This is a genomic window from Acidimicrobiia bacterium, from assembly GCA_036396535.1.
Lineage (GTDB): Bacteria > Actinomycetota > Acidimicrobiia > Spongiisociales > UBA5794 > DASWKR01.
The window spans coordinates 32,211-52,735 of the sequence record DASWKR010000051.1 but is presented as its reverse complement, the minus strand read 5'-3'; the positions used below and the strand labels follow the sequence as shown (position 1 = coordinate 52,735).

Sequence of the window (20,525 nt, the reverse complement as noted above, 5' to 3'; positions counted from 1 at the left end):
CCCATTGCATGTGTCCGTGCCCTGTGGACCATGTGAACGTCGCCGGCATCCAGCCGGCCGGGTGGGAGTCTGGAGTGCCGGACGTTGCATTCATCGTCATCGGGTTGACGTTCTTCGCACTGTGCGTGGCCTATGTGAGGGGCCTCGATCGGATCGTTCGGGCCGTCGAGGACCACGAGGCGCGTCCCGACGACTCGTCACTTTGAGCGCCGAGAACATCGTCGGCCTCGTCCTCGGCGTGGTGCTGGCCGGGTACCTCCTCGCGGCGCTGCTGTTTCCCGAGAAGTTCTGACATGTCGTTGACAGCCTGGGCTGGGCTCGTTGCATTGATCGCGGCCGTGGTCGTCGGCGCGGTGCCCCTGGGTCGCTACATGGCTCGTGTGTACGGCGGCGGAACGAGCCCGGGGGACCGTCTGTTCGACCCCCTCGAGCGGCTCATCTACCGAGTGTGTCGAATCGATGCTGCCCGGGAGCAGCGCTGGACGGCATACGCGTACTCGGTGCTCGCATTCAGCGCAGTGTCCTTCCTGACGCTCTACGCCCTGCAGCGGCTCCAGGGCTCGCTTCCCCTCAACCCGACGAAGGCGCCGGCGGTCGTCCCCCACATCTCGTTCAACGCCGCAGTCAGCTTTATGACGAACACCAACTGGCAGTCGTATGGCGGCGAGACGACGATGAGCCACCTCACGCAGATGACCGGCCTTGCCGTACAGAACTTCGCGTCGGCAGCCGCGGGAATGGCGGTGATGGCGGCCTTCATTCGGGGACTGGTCAGACGGCGCGCCTCGACCCTGGGCAACTTCTGGGTCGACCTCACACGAACCACCGTTCGCATCCTGCTCCCGCTCTCGTTTGTCCTCGCCATCCTCCTCGTCGGTCAAGGCGTCATCCAGAACCTGAACGGCTACACCGAGGTGACGACGGTCGAGGGAGCCGGCCAGTCGATTCCGGGCGGGCCCGTGGCGAGCCAAGTCGCCATCAAGCAGCTCGGAACCAACGGAGGCGGGTTCTTCAATGCCAACTCGTCACACCCGTTCGAGAATCCGACACCTCTCAGCAACATGATCGAAAACTGGGCGATCCTCGTCGTCCCATTCGCCCTCGCCCTCGCCTTCGGCCACTTGGTCGACGATCGACGCCAGGGATGGGCTGTTTTCGCCGTCATGTTCCTCGTCTGGGTGGCGATGGCGGTCTCGGTGATGCAACTGGAGACCAACGGCAACCCTCGTCTCGAGGCGCTGGGTGTGGCTCAGACCGCAGCGGCCGACCAGGGCGGCGGCAGCATGGAGGGCAAGGAGGTTCGCTTCGGTTCGGCGGCATGCGGGTTGTGGGCGGCGAGCACCACCGGAACGTCCAACGGCTCGATCGACTGCACGCACGACAGCATGACGGCGTTCGGCGGCGGGCTCGCTCTCATGCACATTCTGTTGGGTGAGGTGAGCCCCGGCGGAGTCGGGGTTGGGCTCAATGGTCTACTCGTCTTCGCCATCCTCGCGGTGTTCCTGGCAGGCCTCATGGTCGGGCGGACGCCCGAGTACCTCGGCAAGAAGATCCAAGCCGCCGAGATGAAGATGGTCGCCCTCTACATACTGGCGATGCCCGTCGCCCTCCTCACATTCGCCGCCGCCTCCGTGATGCTGGAAGGCGCTCTCGCCTCCCGAGCGAACCCCGGCCCCCACGGGTTGTCCGAGATTCTGTACGCCTACGCCTCGGGAGCCAACAACAACGGATCGGCTTTCGCCGGACTCGACTCTGCGACTGCCTGGTACGACACGACGATTGGGCTGTCGATGCTCGTCGGCCGCTTCTTCCTCATCATGCCGGTGCTCGGCATCGCCGCCACCATGGCGAGCAAGCAAGTGGCGCCTGCCACGGCGGGGACCTTTCCGACCCACACCCCCCTCTTCTGTGGTCTCATCGTTGGAGTGGTGGTCGTCGTGGCGGGCCTCACCTTCTTCCCGGCGCTGGCCCTCGGACCGATCGTCGAGCACCTCTCGCTATGAGGGAGATGCCGGCGACCACGAGGCACACAGGGCGCGTCACGAGACGCTCCGTCCTCGATCTGTCGATCCTGGGCGGCGCCGTCGCAGGCAGCTTCAGGAAGCTCGACCCCCGAGTGCAGGCCCGCAACCCGGTGATGTTCGTCGTGCTGGTCGGCAGCGTCCTGACGACGGCTCTCTTCATCCGACGCTACGGAGAGGGCGAAGGCGGGGACGACGTCTTCGCCGGACTCGTGACTGCCTGGCTGTGGTTCACGTTGCTGTTCGCCAACCTCGCCGAGGCCATGGCGGAAGGCAGGGGCAAAGCTCAGGCCGAGAACTTGCGGAGGACTCGCTCGACAACGATGGCCAACCGCCGCCATCCGGACGGTCACGTGGATCAGCTCCCGTCGTCGCAGCTCGAGGTAGACGACGTCGTAGTCGTATCAGCTGGGGAGCTCATCCCATCGGATGGCGAGATCATCGAGGGGATCGCATCGGTCGACGAGTCAGCCATCACAGGCGAGTCGGCACCCGTCATCCGCGAGGCAGGCGGCGACAGGTCGGCCGTCACCGGAGGGACACGTCTGTTGTCGGACAAGATCGTCGTCCGGATAACGGCCCGCCCCGGCGAGACCTTCCTCGACAGGATGATCGCGCTCGTGGAAGGCGCCAGCCGGCAGAAGACACCGAACGAGATCGCCCTCAACATACTCCTGGCGGCGCTCACCATCGTTTTCCTGCTCGTCACGGTGACGCTGCAGCCCCTCGCCATCTATTCCGGCGCAGAACAGGACGTCATCGTCCTGGTTGCTCTGCTGGTCACCCTGATCCCGACGACCATCGGCGCCCTGCTGTCTGCCATCGGCATCGCAGGGATGGATCGACTGGTGCAGCACAACGTGTTGGCCCTCTCCGGGAGGGCGGTCGAGGCAGCCGGTGACTGCTCGACGCTCCTGCTCGACAAGACCGGCACCATCACACTCGGCAACAGGCAGGCTGCGGAGTTTCTCCCACTGCCGGATGTGACCGAGGAACGCCTCGCTGCGGCCGCCCAGCTGGCGAGCCTCGCCGACGAGACGCCCGAGGGCCGGTCGATAGTCGTGCTGGCGAAGAGACGGTTCAATCTGCGAGAGCGAGACGTCTCGCACGCCGACCTCGTCGCATTCAGCGCTCAAACCAGGATGAGCGGTGTGGACATCGACGGCCGTCCTGTGCGCAAGGGAGCGGCCGATGCGGTCAAGCGATGGGTGGCCGAGCGAGGTGGGCAGATTCCTGGAGCGCTCGATGCCCTCGTCGAAGGCGTCGCCACCGGCGGAGGAACTCCGCTTGTCGTCGTAGACGGCGACGACGTGCTCGGGGTGATCCATCTCAAGGACGTGGTCAAGGAAGGGATTCGCAGCCGTTTCGACCAGCTCCGTTCGATGGGGATCCGCACGGTGATGATCACGGGCGACAACCCGCTCACGGCGCGCGCCATCGCAGATGAGGCAGGTGTCGATGACTTCCTCGCCGAGGCAACGCCAGAGCAGAAGATGGCCCTCATCCGGCGTGAGCAGGCAGGTGGTCGGCTGGTCGCGATGACCGGCGACGGGACGAACGATGCCCCTGCTCTTGCTCAGGCCGACGTCGGTGTGGCGATGAACACTGGAACGCAAGCTGCGAAGGAAGCCGGGAACATGGTCGACCTCGACTCGAACCCGACCAAGCTCATCGAGATCGTCGAGATCGGCAAGCAACTCCTCATCACCCGGGGTGCGCTCACGACGTTCTCCATCTCGAATGACGTCGCAAAGTACTTCGCCATCATCCCGGCGATGTTCTCGGGGGTCTTCCCGGTGCTCGATCGACTCGACGTGATGAATCTCGCCACGCCACGCAGCGCCATCTTGTCGGCCGTCGTCTTCAACGCTCTGGTGATCGTCGCCCTCATACCGCTGGCTCTGCGCGGTGTGAGATTCCGCGCCGAGAGTGCCGTCGTGATGCTCAGACGCAACCTCGGCATCTACGCTCTCGGCGGTCTGATCACACCGTTCGTCGGAATCAAGCTCATCGACTCGATCATCCAAGGGCTGGGGATCGGGTTATGAGACGCCAGCTGATGCCGGCGCTGCGCATGCTCCTCGCCTTCACGATTCTGACGGGACTCGCCTACCCGCTCCTCGTCACAGGGGTCGCCCAGGTCGGCTTGGGTCATGATGCCGACGGCTCCTTGATCGACGACGATGCGGGACTCGTCGGATCCGGCCTGCTCGGGCAGGTCTTCTCCGAGCCGCAGTACTTCCACTCGCGACCGTCGGCAGCCGGTGGCGGCTACGACGGATCGGCGAGCTCGGGCAGCAATCTCGGCCCCTCCAGCCCAGAGCTGCTCGATTCGGTGGCCGAGCGCGTCTCGGAGTACCGATCGGTGAACGGGTTGGGCGCCGGGGTCCTCGTGCCGATCGATGCGGTCACCGCCTCCGCCTCGGGCCTCGACCCTCACATCTCATCGAGCAACGCCACCCTGCAAGCCGCCCGTGTCGCGGAGGCTCGCCGACTCGACGTAGAGGTCGTGCTCGATCTCATCCGTCGCAACACGGATTCCAGAGGCCTCGGTCTCTTGGGTGAGCCCGGCGTGAATGTGCTGCGACTGAATCTGGCGCTCGACGCGTTGTCATGATCACGTCACCGCTCACCCTGACGACATCTCCCGCCGGCACGGTCGAGCCGAGAAGTAGCGTTACGACGTGAAGCGCGGCAAGCTCAAGGTGTTCCTAGGGGCCGCTCCCGGTGTGGGCAAGACATACGCCATGCTGGAAGACGGACACCGTCTCAGAGGGCGAGGACGTGACGTCGTGGTCGGCTACGTCGAACCCCACGGTCGGGTCGACACCGCCGGCCTGATCGGCGATCTGGAGGTCATACCCAGGAGGCGGCTCGAGTACCGCGGATCCGACTTCGAGGAGATGGACCTGGATGCGGTGTTGTCCCGACGACCACAGGTGGCGCTGGTCGACGAGTTGGCGCACACCAACGTTCCCGGTTCGAGGCACGCCAAGCGCTGGCAAGACGTTGACGCGCTGCTCGACGCCGGCGTCGACGTCCTCTCGACCGTCAACATCCAGCATCTCGACTCGCTCAACGACGTGATCTTCGAGATCACCAACGTCCTGCAACGAGAGACGATCCCCGACGAGGTGGTGCGACGCGCCGACGAGATCGAGCTGGTCGATCTCACTCAGGAAGGCATTCGAGAGCGGTTGGCCGCCGGGAAGATCTATCCGGCTGAGAGCGTCGATGCGGCCCTTGCCAACTACTTCCGGCCCGGCAACCTCGGAGCGCTTCGGGAGCTCGCCTTGTCCTGGACGGCGGACCGTGTCGACGAAGCCGTTGCTGAGTACCGCGACCTGCACGGCATCGATCAGCCGTGGGAGACGAAGGAGAGGGTGGTCGTCGCCCTGGCCGGCGCCGTCGGAGGTGAAGCGGTCGTGAGGCGAGCCGCCCGCCTGGCGATGCGCTCCCGAGCAGACCTCGTCGGGGTGTACGTGCGCCCGACCGACGGCCTGGCCGAAGAGTCGAGCCCCGCCCTCCCAGCGCAGCGAGAGCTGCTGCAAGAGTTCGGCGGTCGATACCACGAGGTGGTCGGTGACGACGTAGGCACCTCCCTCGTCGCCTTCGCGCGGGAGGAGAATGCCACCCAGATCGTGATGGGGGCGTCGCGGCGATCGCGCCTCAACGAGCTGCTGCGAGGCTCGCCCATCGCCAGGGTGATCCGCAACTCAGATGCCGTCGACGTACACGTCATCTCATACGAAGGCGCCCGCCGGCCGAGCCGGCAACGCAGGCCGCCACGCCGGAAGTCGATCGGATCTGTACGGCGCGCCGGATCATGGGGGATCGCTTTCGTGGGGCTTCCTCTCCTCACGTTGATCCTTCTCGGCCGCCGTGAGCAGCTAGAGCTCCACAACGTCCTGCTCGTCTACCTGCTCGCCGCGGTGATCACGGGCGGGATCGGCGGCGCGCTGCCGGCCGTGGTGACCGCGGTCGCCGCCTTCCTGCTCGCCAACTGGTTCTTCACGCCGCCGGTTGAGACTTGGACCATCGCCAACCCGGACGATCTCTTCTCTCTCTTCGCCTTCCTGGCAGTGGCGCTCGCCGTCGGACTGCTCGTCGGCCACTCGAGTCGGCGCAGTGCTGATGCGACCCGGGCCAGGGCACAGGCCGAGGCGCTCGCCGCCACGACGACACTGAGGCATCCGGTCTTCCCCTCCGATCAGTACGCCCTGCTCAGGCGGGTGAGAGACGTTCTCTCGCTCGATGCGGTGAGCATCTTGCGGCGTGCCGGGGACGAATGGGAGACCCTCGCCTGGGACGGATCTGCGGAGCTCTCGTCTCCCCGGGCCGGCACCGAGGTGTTGGACGTCACCGACGACACCGTGCTCGTCATCCTCGACGGCAAGCTGACGGCCGATGATCGCATCGTGCTGAGGGCCTTCGCCGCGCAGATCTTCCAGGCCATCGAGAGGGCAGAGCTCGAGCGGGAGGCTGGGTCCGCCGAGTCCATGGCAGAGACCGACCGCCTGCGTACCGCGCTGCTCCGTGCCGTCTCCCACGACCTGCGAACTCCGCTGGCGACGATCAAGGCCTCGCTGACGAGCCTGGTGGAGACGGGGGTCGCGTGGACGGCAGACGAGGTCCGAGCATTCCTCGAGACCGCGTTGGACGAGACCGAGCGACTCAACCGCCTCGTAGGCCATCTCCTCGACGCCAGCCGGGTCCAGGTCGGTGCCGTCCACGTCTTTCTTCGACCGGTCGGGCTCGACGAGGTAGTCGCGTCGGCGATCTCCGGCCTCGGATCGGGTGGAGACCGGGTCGTCATCGACATCTCCGAAGCCCTCCCGGAGGTGCAGACCGACCCTGATCTCCTCGAGCGAGTAGTCGCCAATCTGGTCGAGAACGCCTTGGCGTGGTCGCCGCCGCGTGAGACGGTCCGGGTCGGCGCCGGCGTGGTGGGCGGCCGCATCGACCTCAGGATCAGCGACCGCGGCCCCGGCATACCACCCGACGCCCGCGACATGGCATTCCAACCCTTCCAGCGGATGGGCGACTCCCCCAATCGCGAGGGGGTCGGTCTCGGTCTGGCCGTCGCCCGTGGACTTGTAGAGGCGATGGGTAGCGAGCTCGTCATCGAGGACACTCCGGGCGGGGGGACGACGATGGTGATCGCGCTCGACGTCGCAGGGGGCATCGATGCGCCCCTCGCACCCGAGGTTGGGATGGCGCGTGGCTGACCCGGCGAGGATCCTCGTGGTCGATGACGAGCCGCAGATGGTGCGCGCCCTCGGCATCAATCTCAAGGCCTTGGGATACCGCGTGGACACGGCGGCCACAGGAGAGGATGCACTCCGCAGAGCGGCGGACCATCGACCGGATGCTGTGATCCTCGACCTCGGCCTCCCCGGCATCGACGGCATCGAGGTGATTCGAGGGCTGCGTGGGTGGACGCAGGTCCCGATCATCGTGCTCTCGGTGCGAGATGCCGAGCGAGAGAAGATCGTCGCCCTCGATGCCGGAGCGGATGACTACGTGACGAAGCCGTTCGGGATGGGAGAGCTGCTGGCGAGGCTTCGAGCAGCGCTGCGGAGGCAGGTCGGGCCGGATGAGGACGAGCCTCTCATCGAGACGGACGACTTCTCCATCGATCTCTCGGCCAAGCGCGTGACGACGGCTTCGGGCGAGGAGGTTCGGCTGACTCCGACCGAGTGGGGCATCGTCGAGATGCTGGTGCGCCATCGCGGGAAGCTGATCACTCAGACCCAGCTACTCAAGGAAGTGTGGGGTCCCCAGTACGGGGAGGAGACCAACTACCTCCGGGTGTTCATGGCGCAGCTCCGTCGGAAGCTCGAGCCCCAGCCGAGCGCTCCTCGGTACTTCATCACCGAGCCCGGTATGGGGTATCGCTTCGAGGTCCCGCCGGTTCCTTAGGGGTTGCGGCCATTGCGCGTCAGTGGTCCGTCAAGAGCACAGCGGCTCGCGTGAGCGCGGCGTATCGACCCCGATCCATGGCGGCATTGCCTGGTATCAAGGTGATCGGGCCACAAACGCCGTCTCGTCGAGGAGCGACCACGAAACCAGATGAGCTCATGGTCGGTTCTCGATACCGGATCGAAGGCTTCCGGCATGAGGTCCTCGTACCTGCCGCCCTCCCGGGCGAAGGACTCGCCCGAGCGTTCCCGGGCAAGGAGAGGGGACCGAGCACGCCGGGGCAGCTGCGCGTCACCTTGCTTCGCGACGGTGCCATCGAGGGGTCCGTCACGAGGGTCGCCTGACCAGGAGATGCGGATTGTCGTCGCAGGATGCGGGAGAGTCGGCGCAGCCCTTTCGGTGTTGCTCGCGGATCGCGGTCACGACGTCTCCGTGATCGACGTGCGGCAGGGCTCCTTCGATCGGCTCGGAACCGGATTCGCGGGCACAGCTCACGAAGGGCTCGCTTACGACGTTGCGGTGATGCGAAGCGCCGGCATCGAGTCTGCGGATGCCTTCGTCGCCACCACGCCTTCGGACAATGCGAACGCCGTTGCCGCCCTCATCGCGTCGCGGTGCTTCGGCGTCGCCACGGTCGTAGCCCGTCTCGCCGATCCGGCCCGGGAGGAGACATACCGGGTGCTCGGTGTGCCTTTCGTCGACCAGCCAGAGCTCATGTCGGACGCCATCGAGCACAGGCTCGGGACGCCGACAACAGGTGAACTCGGGCGACCACCGGCGGGGTAGCCGGCAGGAGCATCCTCCCGGGTCAGCGACCTCGGCCGGGGGACGTTGGTGGTGAGCCCGCGGAGCTGCGTCCCGCGCCGGAATCACCCGTCTCAGGTTCTCGAATTCCTCAGCTCACGTCTCAGGTCTCAGCCGGCAACGCCCAGCGCTCCTGAGCACCACAGGCTCCTCCTCTTTCGTGCCCGTCGGCCGGACATCGCTGACCGCGGCTGTGAAGCGTGTCCGGGTGCACCTATGGGAGGAGTTGTTCACGATGCGGGTGACTCGTCTGCGGATCGAGCACCACACGGTGAGGCCCTGTGGCGGCGACTCAGGTCACGAACGAACCTTGGAGCCGGCTCTCGCCGGCCCACGTCGTTGTTCGGCGCCAGACCTGACTGAGAAGCCTCGCCGACGGCTCGTCCTCGGCGATGATCGTGATCGAGTCGCTCAACCGTGCCAGGAAGCGATCGAGCCGGTCGGACAGTTCGGCCTCGACGACCTCGATTCCGAAGGGACCGGCGGCCAGGGGATCGAACAGGAGATCCTGGAACGCGGTCGCGACTCTGGCGTCCGGGGCGATGCCCAGGAGCTGCATACGATCGGCGACGATCGATGCCGACGCACCGAGAATCGTGTCGAGCATCTCGAGACGGTGCCGCAGTGGGCGACTCTCGACGTTCCATCTGAGATGGCGACTCTGGATCTGCAGGTCGATGAGGTCGACGAGAGTCAGCTGGAGCCGATAACCCGAAGCGACGATTTCGGAATCATCGAGGGCGCGATCGCGATCGGTACGGTGTGCGATCTGCTTCGTCCGCTCGGCTACGGCTGCCGGATGGTGGGTTCGCATGGGACCTCCGCTCGTCCGCCTCCGACCGTGTACCCCGATCTGGCAGCGATCAAACAGCTCCGACCGCCGGCGGAGTCGCGCCGAGCGCTCTCGCGGCTGCGGGGGCGCGGAGACGATCCGGCTGCTACCCCGTCCTGACCTGCCCGGTCGGTTGCTGGGAGTGCTCCACCCGGTAGCCGGACCGGGCGACTGCGCCAAATTCGGCAGGGGTAGCCGTGGCCAACGTCAACTGGAATGCAGTGCCGCCGGGGTGCGGTACGACAGTGAGGTCGCCGCCCATCAGGCGGGCGAGGAAGCGTGACACGGTCAGACCGAGTCCGATCGACGCCGGTTGGCTGGCATCGCTGCTGGCGTTGAAGTACGGCTCGAACAGGCGGTCCCTCACCTCGGCCGACATTCCCGGTCCGTCGTCGACCACCGTCACTGCGCCGACGCCATTCGACGTCTCGAGCTCGATCGAGATGGTGTCCCCCCCGTGCCGCAGGCCGTTCATCAGCAGGTTGCGGAGGATCTGGCGAATCCGCAAACGGTCGCCGCGCACCGTGAGATGTTCCGTCGGCTGGTGGATCCTGGCGCGGTCGTCCTCGCGTAGCCCGTGGATCACCGCCCCGAGCTCCTTGGTCATGTCGACGGGCTCGTCGACGACCGTCACTGCGTTGATGTCGGAGCGTGCCGCCACCATGAGGTCGTCGATGATCGCCGAGAGGTCCATCGCCTGCTCCGCGATGACTTTGGCGGCTTCCACGACCTCCGTCGTGTCGACGTCACCGGCTCGGTCTGCGAGCTCGCTGGCGTAGCCGAGCACCGCGGTGAGCGGAGTCCGCAGCTCGTGGCTCACACTTGCGATGAAGACGTCCTTGGCCTTGACGACGTTCTCGAGCCGTCCGAGCGCTGTCTGCAGCTCCTCCGTCCTCGCCTCCACCTCGGCCGCGAGCTCGAATCGGGAGTCGTAGAGGGCGCGGTGCAGGGAACGTAGACGAAGAAGGTGCCCGACGCGCAGCGTCATCTCGATGACGTCGATCGGCTTCGTGAGGAAGTCGTCCGCTCCGAGCCCGAGCGCCGTTCGCCTGGTCGCCGTGGTCGCGTCCGCCGTGACGACGAGCACAGGCAGGAAGGAGTCTTCGGGAACCGCGCCTCGTAGCGTGCCCACCAGGCGGAGCCCGTCGATCTCCGGCATCTGCAGGTCGGCGATCACCAGATCGATCGCAAGCGGGTCGACCTCGGCCAGGGCGGCCCGGGGGTCGGTGTACAGGAGCAGGTTGCGATAGCCGGCGGTGGTGAGGACCTGCTCGCACAGCGCGAGCGAGCCGGGGTCGTCGTCGACGACGAGCACCGTTGCATCCGTGAGCGACTGCATGGACCTCCTGATTCTCCCTGGATTCATCGTCCGGATGGCCGTTGTGGTTGAGCGCCGCATGACAAGCCGTCTCGGCAAGCGGCAGCCGTCATTTGGGAGGTTCTGCCTCAACCGCTTCGGCTGCCGTAGACTGACACATGACCAGAGCCGTCGCCGGCCGGGGGGTCACGGATGACACGCGGATGCCGCTGACGATGGTTGCATCGGGAGGCATCGACTATCGAGCCGTCGCTTCCAGTCACCCTGGGACTGGGGTGGTGGCGACTTCCGACGGGGTTTACCGATACGTGACGCCTGCCGGGGTTCGCACTCTCGGCCACGACGCTGCCGAGCTCCACGGCCGGGCTCGCGTCGATTTCGTCCATCCCGACGATCTCGGCGCCATCGCCGGTCGCAACGACGTGCCGGACCTGGGAAGCGTCGTCACGTCGATCTACCGGTTCCGGCGTGGCGACGGCTCGTACATGTGGATCGAGGACAGGTCACGACGCGTCGAGGGGTACGAGCAGCCCGTGTTCGTGTCGAGCCTCAGGACGGTCGAGGTCCGCGAGGAGCAGGCCCTGGATCCACGCCGCGGCTCTTCGATCGATCCGCTCACCGGCCTGGCGAGCCGGTCCCTGCTCATGGACAGGATGGCGAACGGCATTCGGCGGCTCCGCACGTCGACGGGAGTGCTAGCAGTCATCTGCATCGACCTCGACCGTTTCAGCATGGTGAACCTGTCGATGGGGCACGAGATCGGCGACCGGGTCCTCTTGAACACCGCAGCCAGGCTGACGGCCTGCATCACGATCGACGATACGCTCGCCCGCGTCGGTGGAGACGAGTTCGTGATGGTCGTCGAAGGCATCGAGGACGAGAGGGCGGCCGTGGCGCTATGTGAGCGGCTCCTGGCTGCCTGTCGGGTCCCGCACCGTTTTGGCTTCGAGGAGGTCGTGACGTCGGTGAGCGCCGGCATGACCGCAACAGTCGACTCGCGCTATGGCGCTGAAGAGCTGCTTCGCGAGGCCAACCTGGCGTTGTACCGGGCCAAGGAGCGTGGCAGGAACCGCTATGAGGTCTTCGACGAAGAGCTGAGGACGAAGGCCATCGGTCGCCTCGGGACCGAGCGAATGCTCCGATCGGCGATCGCCGAGCGGCGTGTCGTCGTCGAGTACCAGCCGATCGTCGACCTGGCGACCGGGCGCGTCGTGAGGACCGAGGCCTTGGTGCGGATCCGCGACCAAGAGACTCTCCTTCTGCCCGAATCGTTCCTCCAGGTCGCCGCGGAGACCGGACTGTTGCAGAGCATCGACGGCCTCGTCCGCGAATCGGTGGTGAAGCAGGCGGCGGCTTGGAACGAGCGCCTGGCGGGAAGCGGGTTCGGCGGGGTGGCGATAAACGTGACGGCGACGGATCTCGAGGAGCGAGGCTTCGCCGACTCGGTGACACGATTGCTGGCAGCGCGCAACGTGCCGGCCGCCAGCCTCCACCTCGAGATCACGGAGCACGCCCTCGTCGATGGCTCCAGCGCCGTCGTGGCCGCTCTCGGCGATCTGCGACGCGCCGGGATGATGGTCGGGCTCGACGACTTCGGGACCGGGTACTCCTCGCTCTCGTACCTGGGACGCCTCCCGGTCGATTTCGTGAAGATCGACAAGTCGTTCGTCGAGGACTTCGAGACCGCCGCGGACATGGCGGCGATCGTGCGCGCCATCATCGAGCTGGCGCACGCCCTCGGTATGTCGGTGATCGCGGAGGGAGTGGAGACCCGAGGTCAGCTTCGAGGGCTCGTGGGGCTGGCATGCGACTACGCCCAAGGATTCCTCTTCGCTCCATCGGGACCACCACAGATGGTCGACGCCCTCGTGTTCGCCGGAGATCATGCCAGTTCACTCGCAACGTGGGAGGCGACGTGAGCGTCAGTGACGCCGGGATGGATCCCGCCCTGTTCGCAGCCGTCGAGGCGGCCGGCATCTCCATCATCGAGTCGGCCCCCGACGCCTTCGTGATCGTCGACGACCACGGGATGATCGTTGTCGTCAACGCCCAAGCGGAGCGCCTGTTCGGCTACAAGCGCTCCGAGCTGATCGGCTCGCCCGTTGAGACCCTGATCCCCTTACGATTCGGCGAGACACACGTTTCCCATCGTTCTCTATTCGCAGCCGACCCCCACACTCGATCGATGGGGCTGGGCCTCGACCTGTTCGCGGTGCGCAAGGACGGCTCCGAGTTTCCGGTGGAGATCAGCCTCAGCCCGCTCGAGACGGACATGGGATCTCTGGTGGTGGCGGCCGTGCGCGACGTCACGGAGCGGAGACGCTCCGAGCAGCTCTTCCGCGGCTTGCTCGAGGCGGCTCCCGACGCGATCGTCATCGTCGACGACCAGGGACGGGTTGTGCTGATGAACGCTCAGAGCGAGAAAATGTTCGGCTACCCCCGTGATGAGCTGATCGGTCGGCCGGTCGAAACGCTCGTCCCCGACCGTTTCTCGGATGTTCACGTCGAGCACCGAACGAGGTTCATCTCGGATCCGAGCCCGCGGGCCATGGGCGTCGATCTCGAGCTGTTTGCACTGCGAAAGGACGGTTCGGAGTTCCCGGTCGAGATAAGCCTCAGCCCGCTCTACACCGAGTCGGGCCTGCTCGTCACGGCCGCGGTGCGAGACATCACGGAGCGCGCCAGAGCCAAGAAGGAGACTGAGCAGGCGAAGCAGGAGGCCGAGCGGGCCAACATGGCCAAGAGCGACTTCCTCTCACGAATGAGCCACGAGCTGCGAACGCCTCTCAACGCGATCCTCGGATTCGGGCAGCTCCTCGAGATGCAGCGCCTCAGCGTTCGCCAGGAGGAGGCGCTCCGCCAGATCATGAGGGCAGGGCGCCACCTGCTCGACCTCATCGACGAGGTGCTCGACATCTCGAGAATCGAGACGGGTCGCCTCGCGGTGTCACCCGAGGCGGTCGACGTCGATTCGGCCCTCTCAGAGGTGATCCAACTCGTTGCGCCGCTGGCCGGCGACCGGACGATCGGCTTCGAGGAGCGGTCGGGGTGCCGGAACCTCCACGTGCTGGCGGATCGGCAGCGTTTGCGCCAGGTCCTCCTCAATCTGATGTCGAACGCCGTCAAGTACAACCGTCCCGGGGGATCGGTCATCATCGACTGTGAGAGGCTCCCGGACCACAGGGTGAGGATCTCCATCAGCGACACCGGGGCCGGCATCGCCGAGTCGTTCGTCGACAGGATCTTTCTCCCGTTCGATCGGCTCGGTGTCGATGAGGCGTCGGTGCCCGGCACGGGGCTCGGCCTCGCCCTCACGAAGGGCCTCGTCGAGGCCATGGGCGGCACCATCACCCTCGAGAGCGTCGCCGGGGAGGGTTCGACATTCGCGTTCGATCTCCCCCTGGTGGACGGCCCCGAGGAAGGCCTCCACGACGCCCTCGAGGGTTCGGTCGAAGCCAAGGGGTCCCGACCTGCCGGGACGATTCTCTACATCGAGGACAACCTCTCGAACCTGCGGCTGATCGAGCGGGTCCTCGAGTACCGGCCGAACGTGAGGATGCTGTCTGCGATGCAAGGAAGCCTCGGCCTGGAACTCGCCCAGACCCATGCGCTGGACCTCGTGCTCCTCGATCTCCACCTGCCGGACATGAAGGGCGAGGAAGTGCTCGCTCGCCTGCGCAGCGATCCTGCCACGCGGGACGTCCCAATCGTCATCATCACAGCCGACGCCACACCCGGCCAAGTCCAGCGGCTCATCGCCTCGGGGGCGGCCGCCTATCTCACGAAGCCCCTCGACGTCCCGGGCTTCCTCGACGTGCTCGACGGCATCCTGGGAGCGTCCGGCTAGACCGCGCCGAGCATTGATGGGACCGGTTGGCGTGCGTTACCCCGAGGGAGCGACTCGCATGTACGGAACCCGGCCGTGGATCTTCTCACCGGCCTTTGATACCCGACACCGCTTCTCGAGAGGAGAGGTCTGGGCGGGATCTCGCAATCGCCGAGTGGATGCAGTGGTATCCGAGGACGCCTGCTACGACGAACGGCATGGCACCGAAGGAGGAGAGGAGTCTGTCCGTCAGTGTGGATAACCACCATGGCGGCTCGGTCCCAGCGAGAAGAAGGCTCTCGCCCACCAAGATCACTGCCGCAGGGATGCCGCCGATCAGTGGATGGAGATTCCTGAGGAGCACGACGGCGCCGATCGCCAGCCCCGACGCCACCAGCGCCATCGCGGCCCACCAGAGGTCGGCCCGCCCTCGGGTTGGATTCGTGGCACGAGCCAGGTCGGTTGCTCTTGGGAACACGATCCAGATCAAGGCCACCGTGACCCCCGTACCCGCGACGACGCGTAGCGCCCACCGAGTCGCGACGCCGCCGAGGACACGTCGCGCTCGACCTGCCTCGGCATCCCAAACCGCCTGAGATTCAGCCGACACGGGCTCGTCTCCGATGCTCCTGGCGCCGGTGGTCACTCGTCAACAGCTCCCAGATCCAAGTCCGCCATCGGTTTGCGTCCATTGCGACCTGATCCGCTCCTTGAAAGATATGCCAGATGAGTGCTCGAGTCAAGAACCGGCGGATCGTCTTGTGAGCCGGGGCCCGGCGACCATTCGCGGCTGTTCGCCGATACGATCCGCCACGACGGCGTCGTCCACTTCGCCGGTGAGCACGCCTCGACCGACCCCGGCTGGATCCACGGCGCCATCTCGTCGAGCCCGCGGGCAGTCGAAGAGATCGTGAGAGCGTGACGCCTTCCCACCTCGTACCCTCGGCAGCACCGACGGAGGACGTTCGCAGCATGAAGGGCGCATCGAAGCATCAACGGCGCACCGGCTGGGCACTCGTGGCGGGCCAGTTCGCGCTGCTCGCCGCGGTCGTCCTGGCGGCTCCCTTCGTCAGGTTCGACATGAGCCCGACGGTCCGAGGCGTCGGACTGGTGATCGCCGCGTTCGGCGTGCTGCTCGCCGTCTGGGCGGCGCGCCACCTCGGCGATGGGCTCACCGCCACGCCATTGCCGAACGGCAAGGTGGAGTTGGTCACGACCGGCCCGTATCGGTTCATGCGCCATCCGATGTACAGCGCCGTCGCGCTCCAGGCGGGAGGCGGCGCGCTCGCACTCGGCTCGTTCGCCTCCCTCGGCGCCTGCGGATGCCTCGTCGTCCTCCTCGCCTTCAAAGCGCGCTGGGAGGAGGCGAGGCTCGTGGAGGCCTTCCCCGGGTATGCCGGATACCGTGAGGTGACTCCCTCCTTCCTTCCCCGGCTGGGCGCTGGGCATTGAGCGCTGGGAGTTGAACGCGCCGTAGAGTCCCGACTCGACGACCGCTGCGTCGCGGTGGGAGGAGCGGCATGACGATTGTGCGCTGGGGCGTGTTGAGCACTGCCGGCATAGGTATGCGGAAGGTGACCCCGGCGATCCAACGCGCCGGCAACTGTGAAGTCGTCGCCATCGCCTCCAGGGACGCATCGGCGGCGGAGTCTGCCGCAGCCGAGCTCGGAATCGCGTCGTTCTACGGTTCGTACGAGGCGCTGCTCGCCGCCGACGACGTCGACGCGGTGTACATCCCCTTGCCGAACGATATGCACGCCGAATGGACGATCAAAGCAGCCGCCTCCGGCAAGCACGTGCTGTGCGAGAAGCCGCTGGCAATGAGCGCGGCACAGGCGGCCGAGATGGTGGATGCGTGCGAGACCGCCGGCGTGAAGCTGATGGAGGCGTTCATGTACCGGCACCACCCGAGTTGGGTCGAGGCGGTGCGACTCGTCGCCGACGGAGCAGTGGGACGCCCCCAGGCAGTGCAGACTTGGTTCAGCTACCACAACGACGACGCGGCCAACATCCGCAACCGGCTCGAGCACGGAGGCGGGGCGCTCATGGACATCGGCTGCTACTGCATCAACCTGTCCCGGCTGCTCTTCGGCGCCGAGCCCGACGTCGTCGAGTCGATCGTGAGGCGGGACCCCGTGATGGGCGTCGACGTCGTCACGTCTGTCATCCTCGCCTTCCCAGACGGAGGCCAATCGGCCTTCACGTGCTCGATCCGTGCCGAGGACTACCAGCGGGTGTACATCTTCGGCACGCAGGGCCGCATCGAGATCGAGATCCCGTTCAACATCCCTCCCGACCGCCCCACCCGGGTCTTCGTGTCGGCAGGGGGCGACCCCCCGGTTGCGCCCTCGACGGAGACCGTGACGTTCCCTCCCGCCGACGCCTACGCGATCGAAGCCGAGAAGTTCGCCCAGGCGATCCTCGACGGCGCAGAGGTGCCTGTGTCACCCATGGACGCGGTGGCGAACATGCGTGTGATCGATCGGATTCTCGAGGGCTGAGGACGGGCGCTCAGCCGTGGAGCTCCTCGAGCTCCTTGCGAGTGACCTCCCCGGGGAGCTTGCCGATGATGATCATCGCGAGCACCTCGTCGATGGTGACGTCGTCCTTGTCGACCGTGCCGACGAGCTTGCCCTGCAGCATGACGCTGATGCGATCGGCCAGGTCGAACACGTCGTGGATGTCGTGGCTGATGAGGAAGATGCCGATCCCTTCCTGCTTGAGCTGCCTGATGAGGTCGGCGACCTGGGCGGTCTCTGCGGGGCCGAGCGCCGCGGTCGGCTCGTCCATGATCAGGATCCTGGCGTTGAAGTGCACGGCTCTGGCGATTGCCACCGACTGGCGCTGACCTCCGGAGAGCGAGCTCACCGACGCCTTGAAATTGGTGAACTTGGGGTTCAGCCTGCCCATCACCTTGCGCGTGGCGTCTTCCATCGCCGAGTCATCGAGCGTCTTCCATGGCGTGGTCAGCTCCCGACCGAGGAACATGTTGCCCGGGGTGTCGATGTTGTCCGCCAGGGCGAGGGTCTGGTAGATCGTCTCGATACCGAGCGCCTTGGCGTCCCTCGGAGTCGCGATGTTGACCGGCTCCCCGTCGATGAGGATCGCGCCCGAATCGGCGCGGTGGGCGCCGGAGAGCGTCTTGATGAGCGTCGTCTTCCCCGCCCCGTTTCCGCCGACCAGGGCTACGACCTCGCCGGGGTAGAGGTTCACCGTCACGTCGTCGACGGCGTGCACGCCTCCGAAGGCGACGTCGATGCGGCGCAACTCGACGAGTGGCGGCTCCACGTGCTCCGCCGACGACGGTTGAGTCATGTCGTCATCCTGCGCCGGTAGACGGTGTCGATGCCGACTGCGATCACGAGGACGATGCCGACGATGATGTCCTGGTAGGCGGCTTCGATCCGGATGAGCACCATGCCCGATTGCAGCGACTGCATGACCAGCGCCCCGAGCACGGCGCCCGGGATGGTGCCGATCCCGCCGCTGAACGAGGTGCCGCCGATGACCGCCGCGGCGATGACGTACAGCTCGGCGAGGGTCCCGAGTCCCGTGGTCGCCGCGTTGAGGCGAGCCACCTGCACGACGGCGGCGATTCCGACCAGGATCCCCATGACCATGAACGTCCGCACCACCATCCACCGCGTGTTGATGCCGCCGAGTTCGGCAGCCTCCGGGTTCCCTCCGATGGCGAAGACATATCGCCCGAACTTCGTCCGGTTGGCGAAGAAGGTCATCGCCATCGCCACCCCGAGCGTGATGAGGACCGGGACCGCGATTCCGAAGGCGATGTCGGTTCGCCCTTCGGCGAGCCCTGCCGGCTTGAAGTAGTGATTGAGGACGTAGACGCTCGCCAGGATGACGCCGCAGCCGGAGGCGCCCATCGTGACCTCGGCCCACATCGGGCGCAACGGAAACCCGAAGCGCCGCCTCTGGCGGCGGGCGCTGACCAGCATGGCGATGGCGCCGAGGCAGCCCAGGATGGCGACCAGCCAACTCGCTCGGGACCCAATCGAGCCCCGCGCCCCACCGCCGAGGATCTGGAACGTGCCGTCCATGGGAGCGATCGTTCGCCCGCTCGCCATGGCCCACGCCACACCGCGCCACATGAGGAGGCCACCGAGCGTCACGATGAACGATGGGACGCCTGCGTAAGCGACGACGAAGCCCTGGAATCCGCCTACGAGGGCCCCGAGGGCGATGGCGACGACGACGGCGATGATCCAGATGGCCCAGTGGTTGAAGCCGAGCCAGTCCGGGAGGATCTCGGACTGGAGGATGGCGATTGCCATGCCGACCATCCCGAGCATCGATCCCACCGAAAGATCGATGTTGCGTGACACGATGACCAGGACCATCCCCGTGGCCATGATCGCCACGACTGCGGTCTGAACCGAGAGGTTCCAGAGGTTGCGGGCGGTGAGGAACGTCCCCCCCGAGAAGATGTTGAAGATCACCCAGATGACGGCGAGCGCAACGATCATCCCGAGCAGCCGGGTGTCGACCTCGGTGGCCCTGAGCAGCCTTCCCGCCAGGTTTCGCCGAGGCCGAGAAGGTGCAGCGGGCTCCGCAGCTCTCTCGGCCACCCGTGTGTCGCTCACCGACGCCCTCCTCCTGGTCTGACGCGCGCCGCGCCCCCGAGAGACCCGAGGGCGCGGCGACTTTCGATCAAGAGGCGTTCAGCTCCGGATCAGGGGCACACGCCCACGGTCCCTGACGCGACATTCTGGCAGAGCTCGTCGACGCTGATCCAGCCGGCATCGACCACCAGGTTCAGGTTGTCACTGGTGATCGGTATCGGAGTCAGCAGGATCGACGTCATGGCGTTGCCGCCCGGAGAGTCGAAGATGATCGTGCTCGGGACATCGCCGAGGGCGCTGCCCTGCGCCAGTGCGATGGCCGCCTCACCGGCCGCCTTGCCGAGCTCGCGCGCATCCTTCCACACCGAGACGGCCTGGGTGCCGAGAGCCACCCGATTCAGGGCCGGGAAGTCGGCGTCCTGACCGGACACCGGCACCGAGCCGGCCAGCCCGACGGCCTCGAGCGCCGCCACCACACCGGTGGCCATTCCGTCGTTCTCGGAGAGAACGGCGTCGATCGCGTTGTCCTCCTGGGTCAGGAACTGCTCCATCTCCGTCTGGGCGAGGGCCGTGTCCCAGTTGTCGGTGTAGGTCTCGCAGCAGATCGTGATGTCGCCTGCGGCGACGGCCTCACCGATGACGTCCTCGAATCCGGCACGGAGGAAGTCGGCGTTGGCGTCTGCCTGGTTGCCCTTGATGATGGCGTACGTGCCGGTCGGCACGAGGTCGAAGATCACCCGCGCCTCGGCGCGGCCCACCTCGACGTTGTCGAACGTCACGTAGAGCGCACCCGCGTTTTCGATGAGCCTGTCGTAAGCCACGACCGGGATGCCCTGGTCGAGGGCGCTCTGGACCGCCGGCAGAATCGCCGTTCCGTCCTGGGCGAGGATGATCAAGGCGTCGGCACCTTGCGTTATCAGGTTCTCCACGTCGGCGAGCTGCTGGTCGGCTGACGAGCCGGCGTCCGTCGAGATGTAGCTGGCGCCGACGGCGGCGAGCGCCTCCTGGATGGCCGGCTCGTCGAAGTTCGCCCAGCGGGGCTCGTTGAAGTTGTTCCACGAGACACCGATGACGAGGTCCTCGCCGGCGGTCGTTGTGGCGCCGTCGGCGGCGGTGGTCGTGGCGCCGTCTGCGGCGGTGGTGGTCGTATCACCGTCGCCGCACGCAGCGACGAGAATTGCGATGGCCGCCAACACGACCATCAATCGTCGGTTCAACACCC

The 20,525-nt window shown here is 66.4% G+C and carries 20 protein-coding genes; 14 read left to right on the top strand and 6 right to left on the bottom strand.

The window, feature by feature from the left end; genetic code table 11:
- Positions 1–23 precede the first annotated feature (23 nt).
- The 9 genes from VGC47_08900 (at position 24) to VGC47_08860 (ending at position 8,729) form a co-directional block, all read left to right on the top strand.
- A complete protein-coding gene (locus tag VGC47_08900) occupies positions 24–206 on the top strand; it encodes a hypothetical protein (protein ID HEX9855418.1) in 183 nt (60 codons plus the stop codon).
- Entirely contained in the window at positions 203–292 is a 90-nt protein-coding gene (gene kdpF, locus VGC47_08895) for a K(+)-transporting ATPase subunit F (GenBank protein ID HEX9855417.1), read from the top strand. Before VGC47_08900 ends, kdpF begins: the two co-directional genes overlap by 4 nt.
- Position 293: 1 nt before the next feature.
- Positions 294–2,003 carry a potassium-transporting ATPase subunit KdpA gene (gene kdpA / locus VGC47_08890; GenBank protein ID HEX9855416.1) on the top strand — a complete coding sequence of 570 codons (1,710 nt, stop codon included), beginning with the start codon at positions 294–296 and terminating at the stop codon, positions 2,001–2,003.
- Between the two features lie 5 nt (positions 2,004–2,008).
- On the top strand, positions 2,009–4,069 hold the full coding sequence (kdpB, locus tag VGC47_08885; GenBank protein ID HEX9855415.1) for a potassium-transporting ATPase subunit KdpB: 2,061 nt from the start codon (positions 2,009–2,011) through the stop codon (positions 4,067–4,069).
- A complete protein-coding gene (gene kdpC / locus VGC47_08880) occupies positions 4,066–4,638 on the top strand; it encodes a K(+)-transporting ATPase subunit C (protein HEX9855414.1) in 573 nt (190 codons plus the stop codon). The genes kdpB and kdpC overlap by 4 nt, the downstream gene beginning before the upstream one ends.
- Before the next feature lie 67 nt (positions 4,639–4,705).
- Positions 4,706–7,249 (top strand): ATP-binding protein, encoded by a 2,544-nt coding sequence (locus VGC47_08875; protein ID HEX9855413.1) that lies wholly within the window; start codon positions 4,706–4,708, stop codon positions 7,247–7,249.
- Positions 7,242–7,943 (top strand): response regulator, encoded by a 702-nt coding sequence (locus VGC47_08870; protein ID HEX9855412.1) that lies wholly within the window; start codon positions 7,242–7,244, stop codon positions 7,941–7,943. The genes VGC47_08875 and VGC47_08870 overlap by 8 nt, the downstream gene beginning before the upstream one ends.
- A gap of 158 nt (positions 7,944–8,101) precedes the next feature.
- Complete coding sequence (locus VGC47_08865) at positions 8,102–8,287, top strand: hypothetical protein (protein ID HEX9855411.1); 186 nt, start codon at positions 8,102–8,104, stop codon at positions 8,285–8,287.
- Between the two features lie 7 nt (positions 8,288–8,294).
- Positions 8,295–8,729 (top strand): TrkA family potassium uptake protein, encoded by a 435-nt coding sequence (locus tag VGC47_08860; protein HEX9855410.1) that lies wholly within the window; start codon positions 8,295–8,297, stop codon positions 8,727–8,729.
- A gap of 310 nt (positions 8,730–9,039) precedes the next feature.
- On the opposite strand, the gene VGC47_08855 is transcribed toward VGC47_08860, so the two are convergent.
- Complete coding sequence (locus VGC47_08855; protein HEX9855409.1) at positions 9,040–9,561, bottom strand: hypothetical protein; 522 nt, start codon at positions 9,559–9,561, stop codon at positions 9,040–9,042.
- Positions 9,562–9,685: 124 nt separating this feature from the next.
- Positions 9,686–10,918 carry a hybrid sensor histidine kinase/response regulator gene (locus VGC47_08850; GenBank protein ID HEX9855408.1) on the bottom strand — a complete coding sequence of 411 codons (1,233 nt, stop codon included), beginning with the start codon at positions 10,916–10,918 and terminating at the stop codon, positions 9,686–9,688.
- Between the two features lie 137 nt (positions 10,919–11,055).
- Between VGC47_08850 and VGC47_08845 the strand changes: the two genes are divergently transcribed.
- Both VGC47_08845 and VGC47_08840 read left to right on the top strand, forming a co-directional pair.
- Positions 11,056–12,816, top strand: coding sequence for a bifunctional diguanylate cyclase/phosphodiesterase (locus VGC47_08845; GenBank protein ID HEX9855407.1), 1,761 nt, complete (start codon positions 11,056–11,058; stop codon positions 12,814–12,816).
- On the top strand, positions 12,813–14,744 hold the full coding sequence (locus VGC47_08840; protein ID HEX9855406.1) for a PAS domain S-box protein: 1,932 nt from the start codon (positions 12,813–12,815) through the stop codon (positions 14,742–14,744). The genes VGC47_08845 and VGC47_08840 overlap by 4 nt, the downstream gene beginning before the upstream one ends.
- Before the next feature lie 85 nt (positions 14,745–14,829).
- On the opposite strand, the gene VGC47_08835 is transcribed toward VGC47_08840, so the two are convergent.
- Positions 14,830–15,369 carry a hypothetical protein gene (locus tag VGC47_08835; GenBank protein ID HEX9855405.1) on the bottom strand — a complete coding sequence of 180 codons (540 nt, stop codon included), beginning with the start codon at positions 15,367–15,369 and terminating at the stop codon, positions 14,830–14,832.
- Positions 15,370–15,453: 84 nt separating this feature from the next.
- On the opposite strand from VGC47_08835, the gene VGC47_08830 reads away from it, so the two are divergent.
- The 3 genes from VGC47_08830 to VGC47_08820 all read left to right on the top strand — a co-directional run bounded on the left by VGC47_08830 (position 15,454) and on the right by VGC47_08820 (position 17,224).
- Positions 15,454–15,645 carry an FAD-dependent oxidoreductase gene (locus tag VGC47_08830; GenBank protein ID HEX9855404.1) on the top strand — a complete coding sequence of 64 codons (192 nt, stop codon included), beginning with the start codon at positions 15,454–15,456 and terminating at the stop codon, positions 15,643–15,645.
- Positions 15,646–15,695: 50 nt separating this feature from the next.
- The gene (locus tag VGC47_08825) at positions 15,696–16,175 is read left to right on the top strand and encodes an isoprenylcysteine carboxylmethyltransferase family protein (protein HEX9855403.1); all 480 of its coding nucleotides are present in this window, start codon (positions 15,696–15,698) and stop codon (positions 16,173–16,175) included.
- A gap of 68 nt (positions 16,176–16,243) precedes the next feature.
- Positions 16,244–17,224, top strand: coding sequence for a Gfo/Idh/MocA family oxidoreductase (locus VGC47_08820; GenBank protein ID HEX9855402.1), 981 nt, complete (start codon positions 16,244–16,246; stop codon positions 17,222–17,224).
- A gap of 10 nt (positions 17,225–17,234) precedes the next feature.
- Here VGC47_08820 and VGC47_08815 read toward each other — a convergent pair whose 3' ends face one another.
- The 3 genes from VGC47_08815 to VGC47_08805 form a co-directional block, all read right to left on the bottom strand.
- A complete protein-coding gene (locus VGC47_08815; GenBank protein HEX9855401.1) occupies positions 17,235–18,038 on the bottom strand; it encodes an ATP-binding cassette domain-containing protein in 804 nt (267 codons plus the stop codon).
- Positions 18,035–19,258 (bottom strand): sugar ABC transporter permease, encoded by a 1,224-nt coding sequence (locus tag VGC47_08810; GenBank protein ID HEX9855400.1) that lies wholly within the window; start codon positions 19,256–19,258, stop codon positions 18,035–18,037. The genes VGC47_08815 and VGC47_08810 overlap by 4 nt, the downstream gene beginning before the upstream one ends.
- 155 nt (positions 19,259–19,413) lie before the next feature.
- A complete protein-coding gene (locus tag VGC47_08805; GenBank protein HEX9855399.1) occupies positions 19,414–20,520 on the bottom strand; it encodes a substrate-binding domain-containing protein in 1,107 nt (368 codons plus the stop codon).
- Positions 20,521–20,525 lie beyond the last annotated feature (5 nt).